A 23,669-nucleotide genomic window follows, 5' to 3' on the forward strand; every position below is an offset into this window, starting at 1 on the left:
ACCGGACACATTCAACACGAGTTTACTTCGCTATAGGTAAATTTATTTTGGTGTTCAATGATTTTAATTCATTGTTCGTGCTGATCAAGCAACGAAACTCTGATTTTTGTAAGCTATTGTTTTTGTTTAATGATCTAATTCTTTTAACAAAAATTCTGCTTGTTGTAATGTGTTCTTGTATTTTTTTGAAACCCATTTCGAATAGAATAACAAAAATATATAACCAAATGAAAAAGAAAAAATCCAAAAATACTTGCTTTTAGAAATGTCAGTTTCTCCAAAAAGTTTAGAAAGTAAAATAATAATACCTACTAATAATAAATAAGATAACGTGGTACTTATTTTATGAAGTGTATAAAATCGAATTTTTTGGGTTGCAAAATCTTTTAATGTTTCTGAATATGTTTTATTTGTATCAACGCCATTATTGAATTGCAGAAGACTGATTAAACTAATTACTGGGATTAGTAGTAAAAGAACAATGGTTAGAATGCCCGTTCCTTTCAATAAATTGGTGTTTAATTTATCAAAATGTAACCCAATGTAAATAACGCCAAGAATGCAAATCAGAATGCCGATTATTTCAGGATAAATAATTTTTTTAAAATTTGATTTGTATTTAAATGTTGTTATTTGGTCAATCATTTTTATATCTATTTTTTCCTGGCCGGATACTTCACTCCAAGAGTTTTTTAAATCATCTAGTTCCATAATCAGTTTTGTTATTTATTTGTTTTTTCAACTTTTCTTTAATACGTGCCATTTTTGTTCCCACATTGCTTTCAGACAGCCCTGTAATTTCGGCAATTTCCTGGTAGCTTTTGTTTTCTAAATATAGCATTACAATTCCTTTATCTAGTAAATTAAGATTATCGAGATGTTGTTTCAACAGGGTTACTTTTTCTTCAAAATGGTTGTTTTCATCCTCATTTACATCTAAATATTGATCCGCTATTGGAACAGTGGTTATATTTCTTTTTGCAGTTTTTAAATTATAAATGGCAACATTCATAGCAACTCTATACATCCAAGTGTTAAAACTTGATTTTTGATTGAAACTGTCAAATGATTTCCAAAGGTTATAAATGATTTCCTGTAATAAATCCTTTCTATCATCAATCGTGTCGGTGTAAATTGATGCAATTTTGTAGATTGTACCTTGATTAGCTTTTATGGCAGTTGTAAATTTTTCTTTTTTATCCATTAAGATTTAATAAAATAGTTACTATCAAAATTACTTACTATGAACCAATATCCAATCGGAAATTTGCTTTAGCACAAATGGTGCTATCGTTTGCGTTATAGAACTGTATTCGTTCATTTCACCGGATTCACATTCTTGAAATAAATGATTGAGATTTGGAATTTCAAAGATTGAAAAATCTTTATTACGTCCTTTATTTAAAGCCTTTGTAATTCCCTCTTGATTAATTTTTGGCTGAACCTGCATGTCTTTACTGCCATTTAAAGCAAGGACAGGACAAGTTACTTTTTCGAGCTCATTTGCTGGATTATAATTATAAAAGTATCTGTTCCAAGGAGAGGTTCTTATTTCGATTAGGTTGGCAATAATTTCTTCAATTTTTGCGGCAGAATTAATTATTGGTTTCAACATGGGAACTATAGCTTCATGATAGTGTATTTTTAAATCTTTTTTGATGTCAACTAATTCTTTATCTGTAGCGGCTATTTGAATAGCTTTTTTGATTGCGGACTCATACGCAGCTTCATCTTGCACAGGAAAACCTCTTATTTTTTTTGAAAGATAGAGTGAAACTTCACTTCCAGAGATTCCTGTTCCTCCAAGCATAACTATAAAGGAAACATTTTTATTGAGATTGGCAACCATTGGTGCAATAATAGCCCCTTCGCTGTGGCCAATCAATCCAATTTGCTTGCTATCTTTCCTCGATTTTAAATATTTAATAGCACTCAGGACATCGGTAGCCAAATCTTTTGATGTTGCAGCACTATGGTCGCCGGTAGATTTTCCCACACCTCTGTCATCATAACGGAACACCCCAATTCCTTGTCTCGTCAGGTAATCCGAAAGCACAAGAAACGGCTTGTGTTCATAAAAAGTTTCATCCCGATCTTGTGGTCCACTACCGCTAATTAATATAGCAATTGGATATTTCCCAGTTCTGTCAGGAAGTGTAAGTGTTCCTGATAAAGTTATATTTGCGTCGTTATTGCGGAATGTTATTTCTTCTTCTTTATATGGATATGGTTTTGCTGGTTCTTGAGGTCTTTTAAAAGCATTGTGAGTTTCAATTTGTACTTTTTTTAGAACCAATGGCAAAGCATTTAAACCTTCAGTAAAAATTCCATCTATTTGTTGCAAATCTTTTTTGAAGGTGCCTTGGTATTTAAAACCCAAATTCGACCCATCGACAACTAATTTTTCATTTGAAAAAACAGTTTTCTTTGGTTTTAGATTTGCAGCTCTTAGAGCAGGAATGTCTATCGTTGTTGAGTAATTTTCGCCACTTTTTTCAATAGTGAAATTGAAAACAACGGGTTCACTTTTTCCACTTTCAATGATACCGCTCCATTTACCTGAAAGGTCTTGAGCATAAGAAGCAACAAAAAAAAACAAAATTAAAGGGATGATAATTTTTTTCATTTTTCTAAATTTAATTTATATTAAAGAATTGCCTTCATTGTGAAGTCACTATTCTATTAGTGTAGCAAACGTTAGAAAAATCACAGTATAAAGCATTTTTTTTATTTAAAGTACAATTGCCTGCAAGTTTTGGGGCTTACCGAAGAAGCGGAATTAGAAGCATAAATGTTCAATTTAACACTGAACTAACTTTTATTCAAAACGCATGTTGACATTTGTCTTTCCTGTTAATGTTTTATTTGTATTGCAATCTTGATTTGCTTTATTGATAATTATCAAATGATCAAAGAGTTGATAAAACGCATTTATTACAAACATAAAGGTCGCTAAGGTTACAGGAGGACAACAGATGAAATGAACCATAGAGGAATAAGTTTCAATCATAAAACCGCTTCAAGATTAATGAAACTATTACTGCTAAAAAGTTTAATTAGAGTAAAAAAATACAAATTTTACAAAGTGAACAAGGTAAAATAGCTTTAGACCTTTTAAAAGAGGAATTTTAAAGTGAAAGCTCCAAATCAAAAATGGGCAACCAATATAACCGAATTTAATATCTCTCGAAAGAAACTGTAGTTATCGCCTATTGTTGCCTTATTTAATCAAGAAATAATTGGATATGAACTCACCGAACGGCCTGTTTTTAATCGAGTAGTTGTGATTCTCGAAAAAACATTTAAAAAGATACCTAACACACTAATTTGAGCTAACACTAGACTAAGTCTGGAAATAGCAAATGAAACAATAGCAATACTAGTCATATGAAAAAGGAATTAAACAAAGTATGTCCAGAAAAGAAAATTGTTTAGATAATGCTATCATAAAAAAACTTTTTTGGAATACTAAAATCGGAATTAATCAACATGCATAAATTTGCAAGTTTAGATGAACTAAAGCGGGAAATCAAACAATGTATAAACTAGTGCAATAGTGAAAGAATTAAGTCAAATGAGAACAAAATGTGCCCGATACAATATCGCGTTTACTATTATTAAAATTAAATATAAATTTATCCCAACTTTTGGGGGCAGTTTATTTTAGAAGCTTTTTTATTTTAAAATTATAAAATTAGTAAGCATTAAGAAATTAAATGGAAAGAAAAGAGCTAATTATAAATAAAAAACCGTTTTTATTAGGTAAGAATACAATAGATTATTGCTTTTTATAAATAGAATAAATCGTATTTATCGTTTTTTCGTCCAATAGACCATTCACTTCGTTCTGAATGAAATGAAGTTTGAAAGCCATAATTGCTGCAGTCAAATTTTTAGTGTCGTATCCTATGATTCGCAATCCTTGTTCTGCATTGAAATCAATTGGTGCTGTTTCTAAAAATTCATCAGGCCAAACTCCGAAACCTTTTTCGGCTAATATTTTCCAAGGAAATAATGCACTTGGATCTTTTTTTCTTGTTGGTGCAATATCCGCATGACCTATGATATTTTGCGTCGGAATGTTGTACTCTTTTTTTAATTTAGTCAAAAGAGCAAGTAAACTATTAATCTGTAATTCAGAAAAAACCTCTAAACCGTTATTATCCAGTTCGATTCCTATTGAATTTGAATTTATATCGGTGTTTTTTCCCCATGAACCATTGCCGGCATGCCAGGCACGTAAGTAATCGTTCAGCATTTGAACTACTTTTCCATCATCTGAAATGACATAGTGGGAACTAACCTGAGTTTCTATTGTTGTAAAGGTTTTGATAGTTTGTTGCACTGAATCTTGTGCAGTATGGTGAATAACAATTAAATTAGGTTTGCGTAAGTTAAAATTTACTGTTCCTACCCATTCTGTGTTAATACCATTTTCGAGAGGTGTTGAGCCCATTTTGAAAATTGTATCCTTATACGTATGCAATTGTTTGGTGTATAAAGTGTCAATATTCATGGACACATAAGGAATCTCAGGTAAAGGTTGCGAATCCTTATTGGATATGGTTTTTTTTAATGTTTTTAATTTAGTATCGTATATTTTTTCGCTCTTTTTAAAAGGATTTGGCGCACAAGAAGTGATGGCAACAGCAAAAATTAAATAGTAAAAAATTTTTCTCATATTGGGAATTAATTTTTGTGTTTGACAAAAAAATTATTGTTTTGCTTTCTTTTTAGATTTTGATTTTTTAGGATTTTTTGCTTCTTCATTCATAGCAATATATTTTTCCTTTTGGTCTTTGTTCAATAATTCCATTATTTTCCTATCAGTAGTTTCTGAAAGAGCTTGAATGTTTTTTATTTTGTCCACTTGACTAACTTCTGCTTTTATAAGCATGCCTTGTGTTTTTATGCTCTCCACCAGAATATTAGATATGGCAATTTCCTGAAGTGCATCAAGAATAAGTTCTGGTTTTATTCGTTCCATGATTTTTCCAACAGTTACTTCAGCAGGAATTTCTTTAGGTTTTTCCTGAGCTCTGGTTTGGTCCATTCCGCTATTCATTCTGCGATTACCTCCGTAGCCATTCCCGTAACCGTTTCCATATCCTCCATTTCCGTATTGTGCCGAAACAGCATTGGAAAAGAACAGTACAAATGCAATAATAAAAATAGATTGAATAGGTTTCATATTAGCGTTTTTGAATGAATTTAAAAATTATCTACAGTTATGATGGTTCTCCGTATAAATCAAATTCTGTTGCCTCGGTGATTTTTATCATCACAAATTCACCTGTTTTTACGTAGTGTTTAGAGGCATCAATAAGAACTTCATTATCTACATCAGGACTGTCAAATTCAGTACGACCAACAAAATGGGCACCTTCTTTTCGATCAATAATACATCTGAATGTTTGTCCTACTTTTTCTTGGTTTAAATCCCAAGAAATTTGAGATTGTAATTCCATAATTTCATTAGCACGTTCTTGTTTTACAGTATCCGGAACGTCATCTTCCAATAAATAAGCATGGGTATTTTCTTCGTGAGAATAAGCAAAACAACCCATTCTGTCAAATTTCATTTGTTGGACAAAATCTTTTAATATGTTGAAATCCTCTTGCGTTTCTCCTGGATATCCTACAATCAAAGTGGTACGTATGGCCATTCCAGGAACAGCTGCCCTAAAATCTTTTAATAGTTTAGTTGTTTTCTCCTGAGTTGTTCCACGTCGCATAGATTTTAATACTGAATCAGCAATATGTTGCAACGGAATATCAATATAATTGCAAATCTTTGGTTCGCGTTTCATGATTTCTAATACTTCCATTGGGAAACCGGTAGGGAAAGCGTAATGCAAACGAATCCACTCGATTCCTTCTACTTTTACTAATTCTTCCAGTAATTCTCCAAGTGCTCTCTTTTTATAAAGATCTAAACCGTAATAGGTCAAATCTTGAGCAATCAAGATTAATTCTTTTACGCCATTTTTGGCTAAACCTTCAGCTTCTTTTACTAATTTTTCAATAGTTTGCGAAACGTTTTTTCCTCGCATTAACGGAATCGCACAAAAGCTGCACGGTCTGTCACAACCTTCAGAAATTTTTAAATACGCATAATTTTTTGGAGTTGTAGTCAATCGTTCTCCCAATAATTCATGCTTATAATCAGCTCCTAAAGCTTTCAGTAATTGTGGTAATTCAGTAGTTCCAAAAAACTGGTCAACATTTGGTATTTCTTTTTCTAAATCTGGACGGTAACGTTCTGACAAACATCCGGTAACAAACACTTTATCAACCAGTCCTCGCTCTTTCTTGTCCGCATATTCCAAAATCATATTCACCGATTCAGCTTTGGCATTATCAATAAATCCACAAGTATTTATTACAATAATATTTCCCTCTTCGGCTTCTGGCGCTTCATGTGTAACGTCTTTTCCGTTAGCGCGTAGCTGACCCATAAGCACTTCACTGTCATACACATTTTTCGAACACCCGAGAGTGATTACGTTTATTTTATTCTTTTTTAAAGACTTAGTTCTCATAACATTAGAATCCCGATAATTTGGGAATTTTGCAAAATTACAATTTTTTATTCAAATTGAACTTATTTCAGTTCCTTTTCAGATTTTTATGAAGCTATTCCTGCTGTACGCTATAATCTCCCGAAAAAATCGGGAGGATTTTCACTTCCATCAGGGCTAAAAAAAATCCGTTTCATAATCAAGAAACGGATTCTAAATTTTATTTTTCGATGTGATTACAATTCAAACAAAAGTGACAACGAAACATTGTTATTAATGGCGTCTATGTTTGCTCCGTCAGTAAATCCTTGGTTGAAAAATCCTTGTTGAAAATTTCTTTTTGCATACGAATAGGCTAAATCTACTTTGGTTGAACCAAAACTGTATCCTAAACCTGCTGAATAACCAGTCAAATCACCTATAGTTACGGCATTTTTATAAGGACTTTGCTCGTAACGATATCCTGCTCTTAAACTCAAAGCCTCAATTTTATATTCGGCACCTATTCTTAATTCGCCTGTAGTGTCCAGCATCGAGTCCATATCGCTATTTAATCCATTAAAATACGCATCATTTTTCGGTTTGAATTTAGTGTTCCTGTAATCTTTCATTGCATAATCGATACTAATTAATCCTGTTTTTCCAAAAATATAAGCGAAACTTCCGGTTACCTTGCTGGGGGTTTGTAATTTGTAAGCTTCGTAAACATTAATGATTTGAGGGTCTACAACATCGGATGGTAATTCTCCACCCGAATTGCTGCTGACAGCAACAAGACTTTGTGATAACTCATCATTCAGGGTGTACCAAGTTGAAGATTCATACGCCAATCCCAGACGCACCTCATTCGTCAATTTTGCTATGACTCCTGCTTGAAACGAGAAACCTGTTCCGTAAGTTTTTAAATCATTGTTAAATTGTATTCGTTTTACTTTGTAATTGGAATCCAACGGATTGTTGTTGTCTTCGTAAAAACCGGATGATCTTTGATAATCTGTAAAATGGGAATTTAAGTTTAATCCTATGTATAATTTATCTTTAAAAGAAGTGGCTGCGTTGAAAGATAATTTTCCGTTATAGCCAGTGCTATAAACCGAATTTTCTTGATAATAATTTCCTCCGGTCGGAACATTTGATGAATAAGGCGAATTTTCATTATTTTCATCAACTGCATTTATGACAAAGGCTTGGTAACCCAAAAATGCCTGTTGGGCATCAAAACCGCTTAACCTAGGAAATTGGCTGTTGGGCAAATTTCTTCCTAAAAAGGAGTATAAATCAGATATGGATTCTCCCGATTCTCTATTCACAAACTGTTGCGGAACTGGCGTTCCATTATTCCCGTTGTTGGCATAACTCAAAAAATAATTAGCTATCGAATTGTTTGGATTGGTTCCTGCAGAATATAATCCATTGTCAAAATTATTGGTATTTTCATAGTTGACACCTAATGAAACTTTTTTCCAATTGCTGTTGATACCTTTGTTGTTAAACACAAAAACAGCTCCAGCTTGATTCAAATCAAAAGAATTTGTTTTTTCGGATGTTGTATTACCAAAGTAATTCGAGTTGTTTTTAGTGTCGTTATTACTCAACGTAATCCCCATTTGGTTATTTGAAAAAATTGCGGAACCTGCAGGATTAACTGTTATAGAAGATAAATCGCCTCCAAGTGCTCCAAAAGCACCACTCATAGCTCTAAACCGAGCAGTTCCGTTCAAATTGTCCTGCGAATAACGCATCGCATCCGAGATTTCTTGTGATTGTGCAATACTTGCAGTCAAGCCCAATGCTAGTAAGAATATATATTTTTTCATGTATTTCAAATTTTTTAATTTCACATTATAAAAGTAGAGAAATTAAATTATCCTCTACCGCCTCGACCACCAGAAGATCTTCCGCCACCGCCAGAATTACTTGATCTGGAACTACTATTCGAGCTTGGAGTATACGATCTCGAATTGTTATCATTTCTTGCAGCAGGCGTGTATGATCTGGAAGGAGCATTACTTTCGTTCCGAGCATTAGTAGTAGTACCTCTTCTGCCTGGATTGTAATTAGAATTATTTTGTGATTGTACTTGGTTTCTAGAAAAAGTCGGACTTGTTCTATTCAATCGACCGGAAGAACCTCTTCCAAAATCAGTAGCGTTATTTCCTCTATACTCTGAGTTTACAGCTCTTCTATTGATTGTAGTGCTTTGTGTTCTGTTGTAGTTCCCAGAATTTCGATTACTGTTTACTGAATTTGCGTACGAAGATCCTCTACGACCTGGATTGTGAGAGTAAGCGCTGTTGTTGTTATAATTTGAATATCCCCAGTTGTTTCCATACCAATTATTCCAACCCCAATTGTTTCCGTAGAAATTATTCCATCCCCAGTTATTCCAACCAAAACCAACGTTCATACCCCAGCCAAAACCACCGTTCCAACCCCAATTATTTCCATACCAATTGTTCATACCCCAACCGTATCCGCCATTCCATCCCCAGTTATTTCCGTACCAATTATTCATTGCCCATCCGGTATCGTAAATATTGACATTTACAGTTTGAGGATTACTGCCCCAACCGGGATAATTGGGATTGTTGTTTTGTAACGTATCATTCTCTAAACTGTAATCATTATAATTATCAACATCTGTAAAGATTTCAACAGGTTGATTGGTGTTTTGTAATGACCCAAAGTAATCCTTATAATGATTGTTTGGTGCATTTTGCGTCTCAGTCACAATGGCTCTATTTGCGGTATTACCATAAATTCCGTCAGAATCATAGTAAGAACTGTTTTGGTAAGAGCCACAAGATGCCAATAAGACGCTCAAAAATCCAACAATATAGTAAATTGATGTATTTTGGAAAGAAAGAGTACTAGTTTTCATATATGTGGAGTTTTTATTGTTGTACACTACAAAAATAGTTAGTTTTGCTGAACTATTTATTTTAAATCAATAATGCAAAATTTGTGCCAAACTATTCAATATGAGTAAGAACTTAACTACAAGAGCGGAAGATTATTCAAAATGGTATAACGAGTTGGTTGTCAAAGCCGATTTAGCCGAAAATTCAGGAGTCAGAGGTTGTATGGTTATTAAACCGTATGGATATGCGATATGGGAAAAAATGCAAGCGGAGTTGGATCGAATGTTTAAAGAAACTGGGCATCAAAATGCTTATTTTCCTTTATTTGTTCCAAAAAGCATGTTTGAAGCCGAAGAAAAAAATGCGGAAGGGTTTGCAAAAGAATGTGCAATCGTTACTCATTATAGATTAAAAAATGATCCTGACAGACCGGGGAAATTAATGGTGGATCCAAATGCAAAATTAGAAGAGGAATTAATCGTTCGTCCTACAAGTGAGGCCATTATCTGGTCAACGTACAAAGGTTGGGTGCAATCGTATAGAGATTTGCCTTTGTTGATTAATCAATGGGCAAATGTGGTGCGCTGGGAAATGAGAACACGATTGTTCTTGAGAACAGCAGAGTTTTTGTGGCAAGAAGGACATACCGCTCATGCAACTAAAGTGGAGGCTGTTGAAGAATCAGAAAAAATGATGAATGTATATGCTGATTTTGCTCAGAATTTCATGGCAATTCCAGTTATCAAAGGAATAAAAACAGAAACCGAACGCTTTGCTGGAGCGGAGGAAACCTATTGTATCGAAGCTTTGATGCAAGATGGTAAAGCATTGCAAGCGGGAACTTCACATTTCTTAGGTCAGAATTTTGCGAAAGCGTTTGATGTGAAATTTGCCAATGCCGAAGGGAAGCAAGAATATGTATGGGGAACATCTTGGGGTGTTTCAACTCGTTTGATGGGAGCGCTGGTAATGACGCATTCAGATGATCAGGGATTGGTATTGCCCCCTAATTTGGCGCCGATTCAAGTAATAATTGTTCCTATATATAAAACAGACGAACAACTAGAAGCCATTACGGCCGAAGTAGAGGTTTTGGTAAAAGCATTTAAGAAATTAAATATTTCTGTGAAATACGACAATAGAACAACTCAAAAACCAGGTTTTAAATTTGCAGAATGGGAATTAAAAGGAGTTCCTGTTAGAATTGCGGTAGGTCCAAAAGATTTAGAAAATGGAACTTTTGAGGTGGCAAGAAGAGATACGTTGACAAAAGAAGTGGTTTCTAAAGATGGAATTACGAATTATATCAGTGATTTGTTAGAGCAAATTCAAAAAGAATTATTTGAAAAGGCATTAAATTACAGAAATACGCACATCACTGAAGTAAATAGTTTTGAAGAGTTTAAAGAAGTTTTAGACACTAAAGGAGGTTTTGTATCAGCACATTGGGATGGAACTGCAGCTACTGAAGAGAAGATTAAAGACCTGACTAAAGCTACTATCAGATGCATTCCTTTGGATAGAGTAGAAGAGACGGGAAGCTGTGTCTTTACAGGGGAAAGTTCAATTGGAAGAGTGTTGTTTGCGAAGGCGTATTAAAAAAAAATAATTTTTTTTGCATCTACCATTGTACGTTTCAAAAATAGTTGTATTTTTGCATCCGCATTAGAGAAGCAGGGCCCGTTCGTCTATCGGTTAGGACGCATGGTTTTCATCCATGTAAGAGCGGTTCGATTCCGCTACGGGCTACTATTTTTATTGCATGTTAAAGTATTCCTGAACTTAGAAGGAAGTTTGGCCCGTTCGTCTATCGGTTAGGACGCATGGTTTTCATCCATGTAAGAGCGGTTCGATTCCGCTACGGGCTACAAATTTCAATATTTTGATTGATAAAAACTTAGGGGATAATGGTCCGTTCGTCTAGGGGTTAGGACGCCAAGATTTCGTCTTGGTAACAGGGGTTCGATTCCCTTACGGACTACAAAAAAATAGTAAAAAGATAAAAAAGCAATAAAATGGCAAATCATAAATCAGCTCTAAAGAGAATCAGAAGTAACGAAAAGAGAAGAGTATTAAACAGATACCAACACAAAACTACTCGTAATGCCATAAAAGCACTAAGAATAGCAACTGATAAAATTGATGCTACATCTAAATTATCAAGTGTAATTTCTATGATTGATAAATTAGCGAAGAAGAATATCATTCATGATAATAAAGCTTCTAATTTAAAATCTAAATTAACGAAACTTGTTGCTAAATTGTAATTAATACAATGTTTAATATATAGAAAAAGCTCTCATTTACGAGGGCTTTTTTTATGTGTTATATTTTTTTTATTTTAATTTATTCTTTAAATATTCGAGCATGGACTGACTGATGGGTTTTGATAAAAAGTCAATTACCATTGGATATTGTTTCGATTTTTCCAAGTCCTCAGGATCAATTGTAGAAGAAAGAACAACCACTTTTATAGTGCTGAATTCTGAAAATTCTTGGCTATTAAAATGATCCAGAAATTCCCAACCCCCCATTACAGGCATGTTTAAATCCAAAAAAATTAATTGTGGATGTGGGATTCGCTTGTTTTTATTGTTGGTGTTTTTTATCGTATTGAAGTAACTAAGCGCTTCTTCGCCATTTTGTGATGTGATAATTTCATTGGAAAATGAAGATTTAGTAATTACTTTTTTGCAAAGCATAAGTGTTATGGGATCATCATCGACGCATAAAATTTGATCTAACATTATTGTCTGTTTTTAAATGTTAATGTAAAAGTAGTCCCTTGGTTAACTTCACTTTCTATATCGATAGTTCCATCCATAGTTTCGACCTGTGATTTTACTAAATACAATCCCAGTCCTTTGCTGTCTGGGTAATTGTGAAAACGCTGGTAAAGCCCAAAAACTTTATCTTTATTTCGAACTAAGTCGATTCCTATCCCATTGTCTTTAAAAGTTAAAACAACAGTATCATCAATTTGGTCAGTGGTAATAGTTATTTTTAGTTTTCTATTTTCCGATTTGTATTTGATGGAATTCGTTAAAAGGTTTAATACTATGCTTTCTAAGTAAGCTTTATTGATATTTATTATTGAAACTTTTTCAAAATCGAGTTTAATGATTGGTCTGTACAATTCAATTTGGAAATTAAGTTGACTAAAAACATTTTCAAATATTTCTTTTATCAACACCGCTTCTTTTTTGATGGAAGGATTATCTTTTATAATGATTACTTTAACAAGATCGTTGATGGTGTCGTTTAATAAATGAGTAGATTTATTAAAACCGCTTAAAATTTCCTTCAATTCTTGGTTTTCAATAGGAATATCTTCAATTAAGTTTAGTAGCCCCGTTAAATTTGATAATGGAGCTCTTAGGTTGTGCGAAGTAATGTAGGAGAACTGCTTTAAGTCTTTATTGTTCTGTGTCAGTTCTCTTATAAGCTGTTCTTTTTCCTTTTCTTGCTTTTTTTCTTCAGTGATATCTCTTTGAATGGAAATCCAGTGGGAAAGCTCGTTGTCAGAATTGTAAATAGGTATCATAGAAAGGCGCACCCAGTATTCATCTTTATTTTTAGTGTAGCTGATTGTTTCTATTAAGCATTCTTCTTTATTTTTTATTGCTTTTAAAAGCTTTTCAAGCTCATTGACATTAGAGTTTGGGCAGTTGAAAAGATCGGGAGATTTTCCAATGATTTCATCAGATTCGTATCCTGACATGATTGAAAAAGCGGGGTTAACATAAATAATATTGGGGATTTTTGCATCAAAAGAATGGGCCTCGGTAATGATTATAGAATCTTTAGATTGAGTAATAACGGTCTCTAATAATTTAAGTCTTTGTTCTTCCTCTTTTTGTTTGGTGATGTCTTGTATCGCCCCAATCATTCTGATTGCTTTTCCGTTTTCATCTTTCAATAAAAAACCTCTGTCTAAAACATATTTATAAGAATTGTCAGAACACTTGAAGCGGTATTGATCCTGCCATTTTTCGGTTTTTTGTTCAATAAAGGAATACAGTTTGATAGACATTTTGATGCTGTCTTCGGGGTGAATTTTATTAAACCACCATGTTGAATTATTGCCAACTTCTTCTGGTTTGTAGCCAAAAACATTTTCGATTCCTTTGTTCCAAGAAAAGTTGTCGTCCTGTATTTTCCAGTCCCAAATCGTATCACTGGTTGCTTTTGCTACAATATCGTATTTTTCATTTGACTCCTTAATTTCGGTATTCGACTTTTTAATTTTTTCAAATGTGGCTATGTTTCGATTGTCGTTTTTCGAGAGGACAAGTTTGAAAATTATTCCGGTGAAGAGTATAAATAATAGGTCTGTAGTAAAGGTGTAAAGCGGAAGTTTTTCATTGGAAATATATTGTAGTAGTATTTTATGACTAACAACAGCTACAAAAATTGAAATAAGAATGTAGATGATGATTACTTGATTGGTTTTGCTTTTCATTACTCAAATATAAATAATTATTGCCGAATTATTAAACATCAATGGGAACTTATTTTTCACGGTTTTTTTAAGTTCTGTTTTTGTGTCTAATAGGTTAACAATATGTAAACTATTGTATAAATATTTTTTATATCAAAATAAAGTGTACCTTTGCACCCATTAAAAATCACAGATGGAATCTATTAGAAACATTGCAATTATTGCCCACGTCGATCACGGTAAAACAACTTTGGTTGATAAAATTATGTATCACTGTCAGTTATTTCGTGACAACGAAAACACAGGTGACTTAATCCTTGATAACAACGACTTAGAGCGTGAAAGAGGTATTACTATTACTTCTAAAAATGTTTCTGTAGTATACAAAGGAACAAAAATCAACATTATCGATACTCCTGGTCACGCCGATTTTGGTGGTGAGGTAGAGCGTGTTTTGAATATGGCTGATGGCGTTTGTCTACTAGTAGATGCTTTTGAAGGACCTATGCCACAAACACGTTTTGTATTACAAAAAGCGTTAGACCTTGGTTTAAAACCATGCGTTGTTATTAATAAAGTTGATAAAGAAAACTGTACGCCTGAAGAAGTTCATGAAAAAGTTTTTGACTTAATGTTTGAGTTAGGAGCAGAAGAGTGGCAGTTGGATTTTCCAACGGTTTACGGTTCGGCTAAAAATAATTGGATGTCTGATCATTGGGAAAACGTAACTGATAATGTGGAAGCGTTATTAGACATGGTTATTGCTAATGTACCAGCTCCTAAAGTATCTGAAGGAACTCCTCAAATGTTGATCACTTCATTAGACTTTTCAGCATTTACTGGTCGTATCGCCATTGGTCGTTTAGAAAGAGGTGTGTTAAGAGAAGGAATGCCAATATCTTTGTGCAAAAGAGATGGTGTTATAATGAAATCACGTATTAAAGAATTACACACTTTTGAAGGACTTGGTCGTAAAAAAGTTCAAGAAGTAATCGCAGGAGATATATGCGCAATTATCGGAGTTGAAGGTTTTGAAATTGGTGATACAATCGCTGATTTTGAAAATCCGGAAGCCTTACAAACAATTACTATTGATGAGCCAACAATGAGTATGTTGTTTACCATCAATGACTCTCCTTTCTTTGGAAAAGAAGGTAAATTTGTAACTTCCCGTCATATTAGAGACAGGTTGAATAAGGAATTGGAAAAAAACTTAGCGATGAAATTGGGTGAAACTGATTCAGCAGATAAGTTTATGGTTTTTGGTCGTGGAGTACTTCACTTGTCAGTTCTTATTGAAACAATGAGAAGAGAAGGATATGAATTGCAAATTGGTCAACCACAAGTTATTATTAAAGAAATTGATGGTAAAAAATGTGAACCAATTGAGGAATTAACAATTGACTTACCAGAAAATCTTTCAGGAAGAGCGGTGGAGTTTGTTTCTTTCCGTAAAGGAGAAATGTTGAGTATGGAAACTAAAGGTGAGCGTATGATTATAAAATTCAATATTCCATCACGTGGAATTATCGGATTGCGTAACCTATTGCTTACTGCTACTGCTGGTGAGGCAATTATGGCACACCGTTTTATAGGATATGAGCCTTACAAAGGAGAAATTTCTGGACGTAACAAAGGTTCATTGATTTCTATGGAAAAAGGAAAAGCGATTCCTTATTCTATCGATAAGTTGCAAGATCGTGGTAGATTCTTCGTTAATCCTAATGATGAAATTTACGAAGGTCAGGTAATTGGAGAAAACTCCCGTAGCGATGATATGTGTGTGAACGTGACGAAAGAGAAAAAACAATCAAATGTTCGTTCTTCTGGAAATGATGATAAAGCTAGAATTATTCCTCCGGTTATTTTCTCTCTTGAGGAAGCATTAGAGTACATTCAAAAAGATGAATATGTTGAGGTAACTCCAAAATCTATTCGTTTGAGAAAAATATATTTGACAGAAACCGACAGAAAAAGATTTAAAATCTAATTTTATTTTTTATAAAGCTTAAAAGCCATTCGTTGATTCGAATGGCTTTTTTTATGGTTTCTAATTTCGCACTTTGCTGTTCTTGACTCAAATAAGCGTTAGAGATATTTTATTAATGTTGGTGAATATCAGAATTTATTGGAAAAAACATGCTCAGAAGGTTAATTTATGAGATATTTTTTTTTATTCTGTTATCTCTTTAAACTAAAATGGCCTTTAGCTTCTCTTCCGTCATCTAATTTTATGGCGTACCAATAATCATCAGAGGGTAAAGGCTGTCCGGTAAACGTACCGTCCCAACCTTGACTGCTGGCCGTAATTTGTTTTAGCAACTTGCCGTACCGGTCATAAATATAGATAGTAGAATTTGCATTAAAATTAGCATTTACTCCTTTTACATTCCAATAATCATTTTGGCCGTCTCCATTTGGAGTGAAAAATTTAGGTACGCCAATTAAGGCTATTTTTTGGCTCACTGTTCCACAACCATTTTTATCATTGATGTATACTTCATGTATTCCAGCAGCTATATTATCAAAGAAATTAGAATCTTGAAAAGGTCCAAACGGTGCATCAATACTGTATTCATACTCTCCTTGTCCACTTACCGTAACTGTCACCGTATTGGTTTCGGACAAATCTGTGATAGCAATATTTGTAATTTTCGCAACATCTGAAGCGGTTACTTTTATGTTTCTTATTCTGCTGCAGCCGGCAAGTGTTCTGACTTCTACAGCATAATTCCCCTCTTGATTTACATCCAAAGTATAACTTGTCTGATTCGGCAGAATGTTATTATCCCTTGACCATATGTAGGTATAATCGGTGGTTGGTGAACCGTCTTGAATGCCAGCATCGAGTTTTACAAAAAAAGTAGGAAGATTAGAGCAAACTAATTTATTTTCTTTCAAATCTTCATTTGTATCAATATTTGGTTTTGGATTGACGATTAAAGTAACTCTTGGACTCAAACCGTAACAGGCATTATTAGCAGTGCTTTCTACTCGAACCCAAATTTTTTGTTGATTTGGATAGCCTTCATTTCTGTAATTTGAAGTATTTGTTATCTCATAATTTTCGGATAAAGCATCAGCTTCATTTTTATAAAATTTAATCGAATAAGAAGAATTTGACGGTGGAAGAGTAGCTAAAATATCAGTGGCTACACTACTAAAATCGAAGGTTGCGATGCCATCCGTATCATTATTTGCTACTCCCAAGTCGTCGCACGTAGAAAACGACCGAGTGAATGAAGCTGGAATTTGGGTAGTAGATACCACCAATGTTATTTGAGCGACACTGATGCAGCCATTATTATTTTCTACTCTTGCCCAAACTGGCATGCTTCCTGAAACTTTATTTCTAAAAGCTAATGAATTGGTAATTAATTTAGTGGAATCTGTATTTTCAGCTCCGGCAAGGGAGGTGTAATAAGTGAATGTTTCCGACGGTGCATTAGAAGAAATCGCGTCATTTTTCACGGTTAAATTAAAATCAGAGAAACCATCTGTGTCATCATCACATTGTACAATTGTGACAGCATTGACTACCGGTAAAGTATAAATTGTCAAAGTAGTTTCGGAAGAAATCAAGCCACATGAATTTCCAATTTTATCCAGTTTCACTCTGTATTTATAACCATTCATTGCATTGGTAACTTTTATCAATGTTAAAGTTTTTGTTGTTGCATTCTGATATTTTGCATTATTCAGAATATTATTCCAAGTTGTTCCGTCAGTTGACAATTGCCACTGATACGTATTTCCACCATTCTCAAGGACTGTGATTGTGGTATTTTCTAACTCACAGGTTGGACTTGCCTGAGGTTGAGCGGAGATTACTATTGGCGCAGCAATTACGTAATTGTTATTTGGGATCATGTAGCCTACACCGCTTGTAACTCTCCCTTTAGTATCTACCATTATGGGGTTATTGCCTAATAATCCATTAGCATCGGGGTCACTAAAACCGGCTTCAATAACATCAAAACAGAGATCATTATCACTATCCAAATCGATGTAATTTAAAGTGCCATCCAAATCGGTGTCAGAAATGGTATACTTTAGTTTGCCGCTATCTAGACTCGTTTCAAGTCCGTCAAATAAACCATTCGTACCAAAAGCAGCAGTTGAGCCATCAATAATTCCATCGTTATTAGCATCGATAACCATACCGCCAGATTCAGTTAAATCAAAAATTCCGTCATTGTCACTGTCTAAGTCTAATATATCATACACAACTGGAAAAGGATTAAAAACATCATCGTCAGTGTTAATTCGGATTAATCCAGGTTCAAAAGCGTTATCCAGACCATTTTTATTGGCATCAATTCCAGAAAAAACTTTAAAGCCTTTGCCTTGTGCTTCAATGGTATCAGGAATTCCGTCATTATCACTGTCAATATCCAATATATCTGGAATTGTGTCTAAATCCGAATCAAAAGTTTGTGTACGATTAATCATGAAAATAGCTTTGTTTACTGTTGCGTCAGAAAGATTAGTATGAGACAGAGTAACTGAATTAGTGAGATAAGATGAAAATTGAAAGCTTCCTAAGCCAGGAGCTAATGGAGTGGTGCTTTTTAGTCTGAAACGGATTTCGAAAGATGAATATTCTGTTACACCGCTTTCAAAAATTCCGTCATAGTTAGTATCCACTAGTAACTGATTTTGCGGATCTGTCAAAGTAATTGTTTTATCGGCAGGAACTTTTAATACAAAATCACCTTCAGCATTTAAATATTCAGAAATATTAGTAGTTTGGTTTGGATTATCCTGCGATATATAATTAATGCTAATACTTTCTGTTTTTATTAGATTTAAGGTATATGATACAGAATTTATTATTCCAGCTGGAACTGCAGATACAAATCCATATAATGGTTTTCCGATAATCGTTCCGCTTCCCGTAATGGTAGCATTATAATCTGGGCTTAAGGTGGTATTCGACTGGCTTAGCAGCGAAATATTGGCTTCAGAATTATTTATGATTCCATCATTGTCCAAGTCGACGTCAATGTTGTTATTGGTACCGTCATTGTCTGAATCTAATGGGCAAGCGCTAACCGGAATTTTATCTGAAAATATAGGGTCGGTATTAGGGCAATTTGTAATACTTCCTTTTACTTGGTAATATCCCGGTTGTGTGGGTTTATATGAATTTGAATTTGCGTCGTTAATTAGATTATCATTGAAATACCACTGAAAAGTATCATACGAAGATAAAGTACTAATTTTCAAAATAACATTGGGTATACACGCGGAGTTCGCTACAGCAATTTTATCTGTAACAATTTCTGGTTTAGTGTCAAATCCGGAATAATAGCCCCCATAAGTTGCAGCGCCATTTGTACCAAAGTAAGAAACATACACTTGCCTCGTAGATTTAACTGTAATATTTCCTGCCAAATTAAAAAGGGTATATCTCACATAATTCGTATTTCCTGTTACTGGAACAGCAACGCTATTGATCGGGTTGTTATTTATGGTTACTGTAGCACCTGTTTCAGTAACAATATTCAATCCGCCATTATATAATACATTGCCAATCGATTCAATGGATGGAATATTATCCACAATGCTGGGTGTACTACAATTTAAAGGTGGAACAAAAAATAAATTTTGATTGGCGGGAGAATTACTTCCCGCAATACTTTGATACGCAAATATATTTTCTGATGATTTTACATAAAGATTCCCATTAACAAATTGGTTTCCATCAATAGCCACATAATCACCGGGATTATTTAACGTTATAAAAGGTGTGGTATTGTCATTCAAATATATAGTGGTAAGTGGTTTATTTGCAATCAACAAAACACGTTCTAACTCCATATTCAGTCCCGCACCAAGCCCTTTTACAAAAATATATTCTTTTCCTGTTTTTTCAAAAGGGACAATTTGGTCAAATCCAACGTCTCTTCCTGCAGGAAAGCCTTGAACATTAAGCAATGTGCTATTGCTCCCTCCAAAGGAACCTGAATTAACCACTACTGGTTTGTCTGATTCCACTAAAGCACCAATCATTTTAAAGCTATTGGAAACAGAATTGTTGTAGTTTTCAAGTGCTATAACATAACTTTCATTTTTGTTTAAAATAATTTCTATTGGTCCAGTAATAGAGGTGCCATTAGAAAGTCTAGTTCCGATTTCAATATTCGAGATCGTGACTTTTGTACCATTTTCTGTAGCTAAAATCGATGCAAAGTTCAATACACTAGTATCGAAAAGTGGATTAAACATTGCACCTAACCTGAAATTTTTACCTAATGCACTGTTCCCTTTTGACACCAGTCCTCCCGCATGAACATAAGTACCTGTTTGAGTAAGGCCTGCATTAACACGAACACTTACATAAATTAAATCTTCAGCTTCAACTATAAATCCTTTATTTGTTACAATGCCAATACTACTCTTTGGAGTAAACAATTGTGTGTCTTGACCTTGTCCTATAAAATAAATATAAGGTGTGTTATTTTTTACAACATCCGTAACAATAGTTGCTCCATTTGCAATAATTTTAAAATTTACATTTGTGCTGCTTGGTGTAGAAATATATAAATAATGATCCCCTGCTAAATTTGTAGCACAGGTCAATGGCGGTATGTAATGTGTTTTGCTAAATTGAGCAAAGCAACTTATTGATAAAAAAATACATAAAATAAGTAAAGTTTTTTTCATGTGTTAAAAATAGCGAAATTTATATTATCTTTTTAATGAAAAATGACCTTTAAATTTTAGTTAAATTATCATTTGTTTAAAAGTATTTTTTAATAAAAGAAGTAAATTTGAGTCAACAGAAAACAGAAAAATATGAAAAGAAATGCAACCGCAGTCTGGAAAGGTTCACTAAAAGAAGGAGCTGGGAAACTAACCACGCAAACTACCACATTAAAAGACACACAATATTCGTTCAAATCCCGTTTTGAAGAAGGAGTAGGAACAAATCCGGAAGAATTGATTGCAGCGGCGCACGCAGGCTGTTTTACTATGCAACTTTCGGCTTACATAAGCGAAGAAGGTTTTGAAATTGAAAGTATCGAAACCAAATGCGACATTGATTTTGTGGACGGAACAATTGTAACGTCACACTTAACGGTTCAAGCAAAAGTAAAGGAAATAGCAGAGGATGCTTTTCAACAATTAGTGACAAAAGCTGAGAAAAACTGTCCAGTTTCTAAAGTGTTAAATGCAGCGATTTCAAGTACAGCTACTTTAGTATAAAAGACAATTTACACAACAAAAGGCTCGATTTTATTTAAATCGAGCCTTTTTGTTTTTGATAAAAATAGTTTTCTATTTATTTCTTCATTTCCTTGCTAAAACTTTCGTGATTGCTTTTTCAGCAAGCGGAGCCATAATTTGATAACCTACGTTGTTGGGATGTACACCGTCTTCGGAATAAGCAGTTTTTAATCCGTTCCGTTCATCTGCCATAGCCGAAAAGTAATCGAGATATAGAATATTATTAGCGTCAGCGTATTTTTTTATCATTTTATTTAGTGCCAAAACTTTTTCAGCAGGATTTTGATTGGGTTTCCAAGAGAAATCGTAAGCTGGCAATACAGAACACAAAATCACTTTTATCTGGTTTGCTTTTGCCAATTCGGCCATCGAGAAAATATTATTTGCTATCATCTCTAATGTTGAAGGACCAGTATTGCCGGCAATGTCATTTATCCCCGCCAAAATAACTACCGTAGCGGGTTTTAATGCTATAACATCGGCTCTAAAACGAATAAGTATTTGTGGAGAGGTTTGGCCGCTGATGCCGCGATTAACGTATGGTTTTCCGGCGAAATATTCAGGATTTAATACACTCCAAAATTCGGTTATGGAATCGCCTATAAATACTATTCTTTTGTCTCCTTGTGCTACCGGTTTCAAATTCGCATTTTCATTTTGATATTTATTTAAATTCGGCCAATCCTGCGCGCGTACTTTTCCTCCCATAATGATTGATAAAAATAATATGCTGTAAATTAATTTGATGTTTTTCATTTGTAAACGAATTTAAAATGCACAAAAAGGAAATTTTGTACTAACGAATTAAAACCAAACAACCTTCCATTTATATTCGAAAGATACAGAAAAGGAAGGTTGCGATTTAGTTTTTAGTATAATTTAATCAAACAAGTCGGAAGATAAATACCTATCGCCTCGGTCACAAATAATAGCGACAATGACTCCAGATTCTAATTTCTCAGCTATTTTTACGGCAACTGCCACGGAACCACCACTGCTCATTCCTGCAAAAACTCCTTCTTCAAGTGCCAAACGTTTAGTCATGGCACGTGCTTCCTGCTCCGAAACTTCTATGATCGTATCTACTTTCTTGGCATCAAATATTTTGGGTAAATATTCCTGAGGCCATTTTCTGATTCCCGGAATTTGGGACCCGTCGCTGGGTTGCGCACCTACAATTTGAATCATAGGATTCATCTCTTTTAAATACGTTGACGTTCCTATAATCGTTCCTGTTGTTCCCATTGCCGCAACGAAATGGGTAACGGTTCCTTCCGTATCATTCCATATTTCGGGACCTGTCGTTTTATAATGCGCTTTCCAGTTGTCGTCGTTTGCAAACTGATTAAGCATGATGTAACCGCCTTCGGCTACTTTTTTATCGGCATAATCTCTGGAGCCAATTATTCCGGTTGCTGCGGGTGTCAAAATTACGGTTGCGCCATAAGCACGCATGGTTTGCATACGTTCTATGGTGGAATCTTCAGGCAAAATCAATTCGATTTCGATTTTAAATAATTGCGCAATCATCGCCAAAGCAATTCCGGTGTTACCGCTCGTCGCTTCAATAAGTTTGTCGCCTTTTTTAATATCTCCTCTTTCCAATGCCGATTTTATCATGTTGTACGCCGCACGATCTTTCAAGCTTCCTCCGGGATTATTTCCTTCCAGTTTCAGTAAAAGTTTTACGTTTTTATTTTGTATCAAATGGGTAGATTCGACTAAAGGTGTATTTCCTATTAAATCTAATATTTTTTGTGGTTTCATGCTGTTTAAAGTCTTGTGTTTGAATTGTAGTAATCTGATTATTCCTTAAATTACAATACGTATTTATTGGTAAAAACTATTTATAAAGCGCTAATTTTAAAAACAGCAACAGCAACAGCGGAAAAGAATGTTTTTGTATTTCGGTGACATTTTCAAAGGTTTTAAAACGAACCACAAAGATATTGAACTATTTCGGAATATTACTTTGATGGACTTAAAGCTATCGAATTTATTGAGACAATTTTGTTAAATAAATATTCCGTGAAGACGGTGTTTACGATTGTTTCGTGATTTTTGAAACTAAAGAATTATTTCATACATACTTATTTTCAATGTCCTCATATCATTATTTAGTTTTGATACCAACGTTTTTTTTAAATTAGCTAATAAATAAAAATCTTTGAAAAGTACTTCGACTTTTATAAGTGATATTTCTAAAAAAGTAATTTTCAGTTGCGGATAAAGTAGCTTCTTTTGGCGGAAGCTGGAAATGTATCATTTTCTTTGGTGTATTTATTTTGTTGCGAATATTGGCCAAAATTTATATTCCGATGAATAACGGTTTTGATAAGTATCCGTTTATTTTATTGAATCTAATTTTGTCGTGTCTTGCCGCACTATAAACTACGGTAATTATGAACAGTCAAAATCTACAGGAAGTAAAAGACCGCGGCAGACCCAAAAAAGATTATATACTAAATCTAAAATCAGATCTTGAGATCCAAATACTTCATGAAAAACTGGATTATTCGATTATGCATCAAAAAGAAGAATTAATAGAAATTTAGAAAGTGCAAATCGAAATGATGAATGATATTTTGACCAGGAGTAAATTGCTTTTTTTGT

General features: G+C 34.0%; 20 protein-coding genes, 3 tRNA genes and 1 pseudogene. 10 read left to right on the forward strand and 14 right to left on the reverse strand.

Going from position 1 to position 23,669, the window contains the following annotated elements:
- Window positions 1-126: 126 nt before the first annotated feature.
- The 4 genes from ACP7AT_RS12345 to ACP7AT_RS12360 form a co-directional block, all read right to left on the reverse strand.
- Window positions 127-711: a hypothetical protein gene (locus tag ACP7AT_RS12345; RefSeq protein WP_426064621.1), complete on the reverse strand. Its 585-nt coding sequence runs from the start codon at window positions 709-711 to the stop codon at window positions 127-129.
- Entirely contained in the window at window positions 698-1,204 is a 507-nt protein-coding gene (locus ACP7AT_RS12350) for an RNA polymerase sigma factor (protein WP_426064622.1), read from the reverse strand. The genes ACP7AT_RS12345 and ACP7AT_RS12350 overlap by 14 nt, the downstream gene beginning before the upstream one ends.
- Window positions 1,205-1,234: 30 nt before the next feature.
- Complete coding sequence (locus ACP7AT_RS12355; protein WP_426064623.1) at window positions 1,235-2,626, reverse strand: alpha/beta hydrolase family protein; 1,392 nt, start codon at window positions 2,624-2,626, stop codon at window positions 1,235-1,237.
- Window positions 2,627-2,818: 192 nt separating this feature from the next.
- Window positions 2,819-3,010 (reverse strand): hypothetical protein, encoded by a 192-nt coding sequence (locus ACP7AT_RS12360; RefSeq protein ID WP_426064716.1) that lies wholly within the window; start codon window positions 3,008-3,010, stop codon window positions 2,819-2,821.
- Between ACP7AT_RS12360 and ACP7AT_RS12365 the strand changes: the two genes are divergently transcribed.
- Together ACP7AT_RS12365 and ACP7AT_RS12370 are read left to right on the forward strand one after the other, a co-directional pair.
- Entirely contained in the window at window positions 2,981-3,103 is a 123-nt protein-coding gene (locus ACP7AT_RS12365) for a hypothetical protein (protein ID WP_426064624.1), read from the forward strand. The genes ACP7AT_RS12360 and ACP7AT_RS12365 overlap by 30 nt on opposite strands.
- Window positions 3,104-3,489: 386 nt before the next feature.
- Window positions 3,490-3,549 (forward strand): hypothetical protein, encoded by a 60-nt coding sequence (locus ACP7AT_RS12370; protein ID WP_426064710.1) that lies wholly within the window; start codon window positions 3,490-3,492, stop codon window positions 3,547-3,549.
- Window positions 3,550-3,778: 229 nt separating this feature from the next.
- Here ACP7AT_RS12370 and ACP7AT_RS12375 read toward each other — a convergent pair whose 3' ends face one another.
- The 5 genes from ACP7AT_RS12375 to ACP7AT_RS12395 all read right to left on the reverse strand — a co-directional run bounded on the left by ACP7AT_RS12375 (window position 3,779) and on the right by ACP7AT_RS12395 (window position 9,402).
- Window positions 3,779-4,681 carry an N-acetylmuramoyl-L-alanine amidase gene (locus ACP7AT_RS12375; RefSeq protein ID WP_426064625.1) on the reverse strand — a complete coding sequence of 301 codons (903 nt, stop codon included), beginning with the start codon at window positions 4,679-4,681 and terminating at the stop codon, window positions 3,779-3,781.
- Window positions 4,682-4,714: 33 nt separating this feature from the next.
- A complete protein-coding gene (locus tag ACP7AT_RS12380) occupies window positions 4,715-5,191 on the reverse strand; it encodes a hypothetical protein (RefSeq protein WP_426064627.1) in 477 nt (158 codons plus the stop codon).
- Between the two features lie 37 nt (window positions 5,192-5,228).
- On the reverse strand, window positions 5,229-6,542 hold the full coding sequence (gene rimO / locus ACP7AT_RS12385) for a 30S ribosomal protein S12 methylthiotransferase RimO (RefSeq protein WP_426064628.1): 1,314 nt from the start codon (window positions 6,540-6,542) through the stop codon (window positions 5,229-5,231).
- A gap of 215 nt (window positions 6,543-6,757) precedes the next feature.
- Entirely contained in the window at window positions 6,758-8,338 is a 1,581-nt protein-coding gene (locus tag ACP7AT_RS12390; protein WP_426064630.1) for an OmpP1/FadL family transporter, read from the reverse strand.
- A gap of 47 nt (window positions 8,339-8,385) precedes the next feature.
- On the reverse strand, window positions 8,386-9,402 hold the full coding sequence (locus tag ACP7AT_RS12395; protein WP_426064631.1) for a hypothetical protein: 1,017 nt from the start codon (window positions 9,400-9,402) through the stop codon (window positions 8,386-8,388).
- A 100-nt stretch (window positions 9,403-9,502) separates the two neighbouring features.
- Here ACP7AT_RS12395 and proS point away from each other — a divergent pair, with 100 nt between their 5' ends.
- The 5 genes from proS (at window position 9,503) to rpsT (ending at window position 11,649) form a co-directional block, all read left to right on the forward strand.
- Window positions 9,503-10,981: a proline--tRNA ligase gene (gene proS, locus ACP7AT_RS12400; RefSeq protein ID WP_426064633.1), complete on the forward strand. Its 1,479-nt coding sequence runs from the start codon at window positions 9,503-9,505 to the stop codon at window positions 10,979-10,981.
- A gap of 78 nt (window positions 10,982-11,059) precedes the next feature.
- Window positions 11,060-11,131, forward strand: a tRNA-Glu gene (locus ACP7AT_RS12405).
- Between the two features lie 47 nt (window positions 11,132-11,178).
- Window positions 11,179-11,250, forward strand: a tRNA-Glu gene (locus ACP7AT_RS12410).
- A gap of 41 nt (window positions 11,251-11,291) precedes the next feature.
- A tRNA-Glu gene (locus tag ACP7AT_RS12415) sits at window positions 11,292-11,363 on the forward strand.
- A 34-nt stretch (window positions 11,364-11,397) separates the two neighbouring features.
- The gene (gene rpsT / locus ACP7AT_RS12420; protein WP_091205143.1) at window positions 11,398-11,649 is read left to right on the forward strand and encodes a 30S ribosomal protein S20; all 252 of its coding nucleotides are present in this window, start codon (window positions 11,398-11,400) and stop codon (window positions 11,647-11,649) included.
- A gap of 69 nt (window positions 11,650-11,718) precedes the next feature.
- Here rpsT and ACP7AT_RS12425 read toward each other — a convergent pair whose 3' ends face one another.
- Both ACP7AT_RS12425 and ACP7AT_RS12430 read right to left on the reverse strand, forming a co-directional pair.
- On the reverse strand, window positions 11,719-12,129 hold the full coding sequence (locus ACP7AT_RS12425) for a response regulator (RefSeq protein ID WP_426064635.1): 411 nt from the start codon (window positions 12,127-12,129) through the stop codon (window positions 11,719-11,721).
- Window positions 12,129-13,844: a PAS domain-containing sensor histidine kinase gene (locus tag ACP7AT_RS12430; RefSeq protein WP_426064636.1), complete on the reverse strand. Its 1,716-nt coding sequence runs from the start codon at window positions 13,842-13,844 to the stop codon at window positions 12,129-12,131. Before ACP7AT_RS12430 ends, ACP7AT_RS12425 begins: the two co-directional genes overlap by 1 nt.
- Window positions 13,845-14,016: 172 nt before the next feature.
- Here ACP7AT_RS12430 and typA point away from each other — a divergent pair, with 172 nt between their 5' ends.
- Complete coding sequence (typA, locus tag ACP7AT_RS12435) at window positions 14,017-15,813, forward strand: translational GTPase TypA (protein WP_426064638.1); 1,797 nt, start codon at window positions 14,017-14,019, stop codon at window positions 15,811-15,813.
- Between the two features lie 191 nt (window positions 15,814-16,004).
- On the opposite strand, the gene ACP7AT_RS12440 is transcribed toward typA, so the two are convergent.
- Complete coding sequence (locus ACP7AT_RS12440; RefSeq protein WP_426064639.1) at window positions 16,005-20,492, reverse strand: T9SS type B sorting domain-containing protein; 4,488 nt, start codon at window positions 20,490-20,492, stop codon at window positions 16,005-16,007.
- Between the two features lie 132 nt (window positions 20,493-20,624).
- On the opposite strand from ACP7AT_RS12440, the gene ACP7AT_RS12445 reads away from it, so the two are divergent.
- Window positions 20,625-21,035 (forward strand): OsmC family peroxiredoxin, encoded by a 411-nt coding sequence (locus ACP7AT_RS12445; RefSeq protein WP_426064641.1) that lies wholly within the window; start codon window positions 20,625-20,627, stop codon window positions 21,033-21,035.
- Window positions 21,036-21,119: 84 nt separating this feature from the next.
- Here ACP7AT_RS12445 and ACP7AT_RS12450 read toward each other — a convergent pair whose 3' ends face one another.
- Entirely contained in the window at window positions 21,120-21,812 is a 693-nt protein-coding gene (locus tag ACP7AT_RS12450; protein ID WP_426064642.1) for an SGNH/GDSL hydrolase family protein, read from the reverse strand.
- Window positions 21,813-21,935: 123 nt separating this feature from the next.
- Window positions 21,936-22,823 carry a cysteine synthase CysM gene (gene cysM / locus ACP7AT_RS12455; protein ID WP_426064644.1) on the reverse strand — a complete coding sequence of 296 codons (888 nt, stop codon included), beginning with the start codon at window positions 22,821-22,823 and terminating at the stop codon, window positions 21,936-21,938.
- Between the two features lie 488 nt (window positions 22,824-23,311).
- Here cysM and ACP7AT_RS12460 point away from each other — a divergent pair.
- Window positions 23,312-23,611, forward strand: a pseudogene (locus ACP7AT_RS12460) (DUF1003 domain-containing protein); the annotation flags it as partial.
- Window positions 23,612-23,669 lie beyond the last annotated feature (58 nt).

Origin of the sequence: Flavobacterium sp. DSP2-3-1 (assembly GCF_049896865.1) — a bacterium.
Classification (GTDB): Bacteria; Bacteroidota; Bacteroidia; order Flavobacteriales; family Flavobacteriaceae; genus Flavobacterium.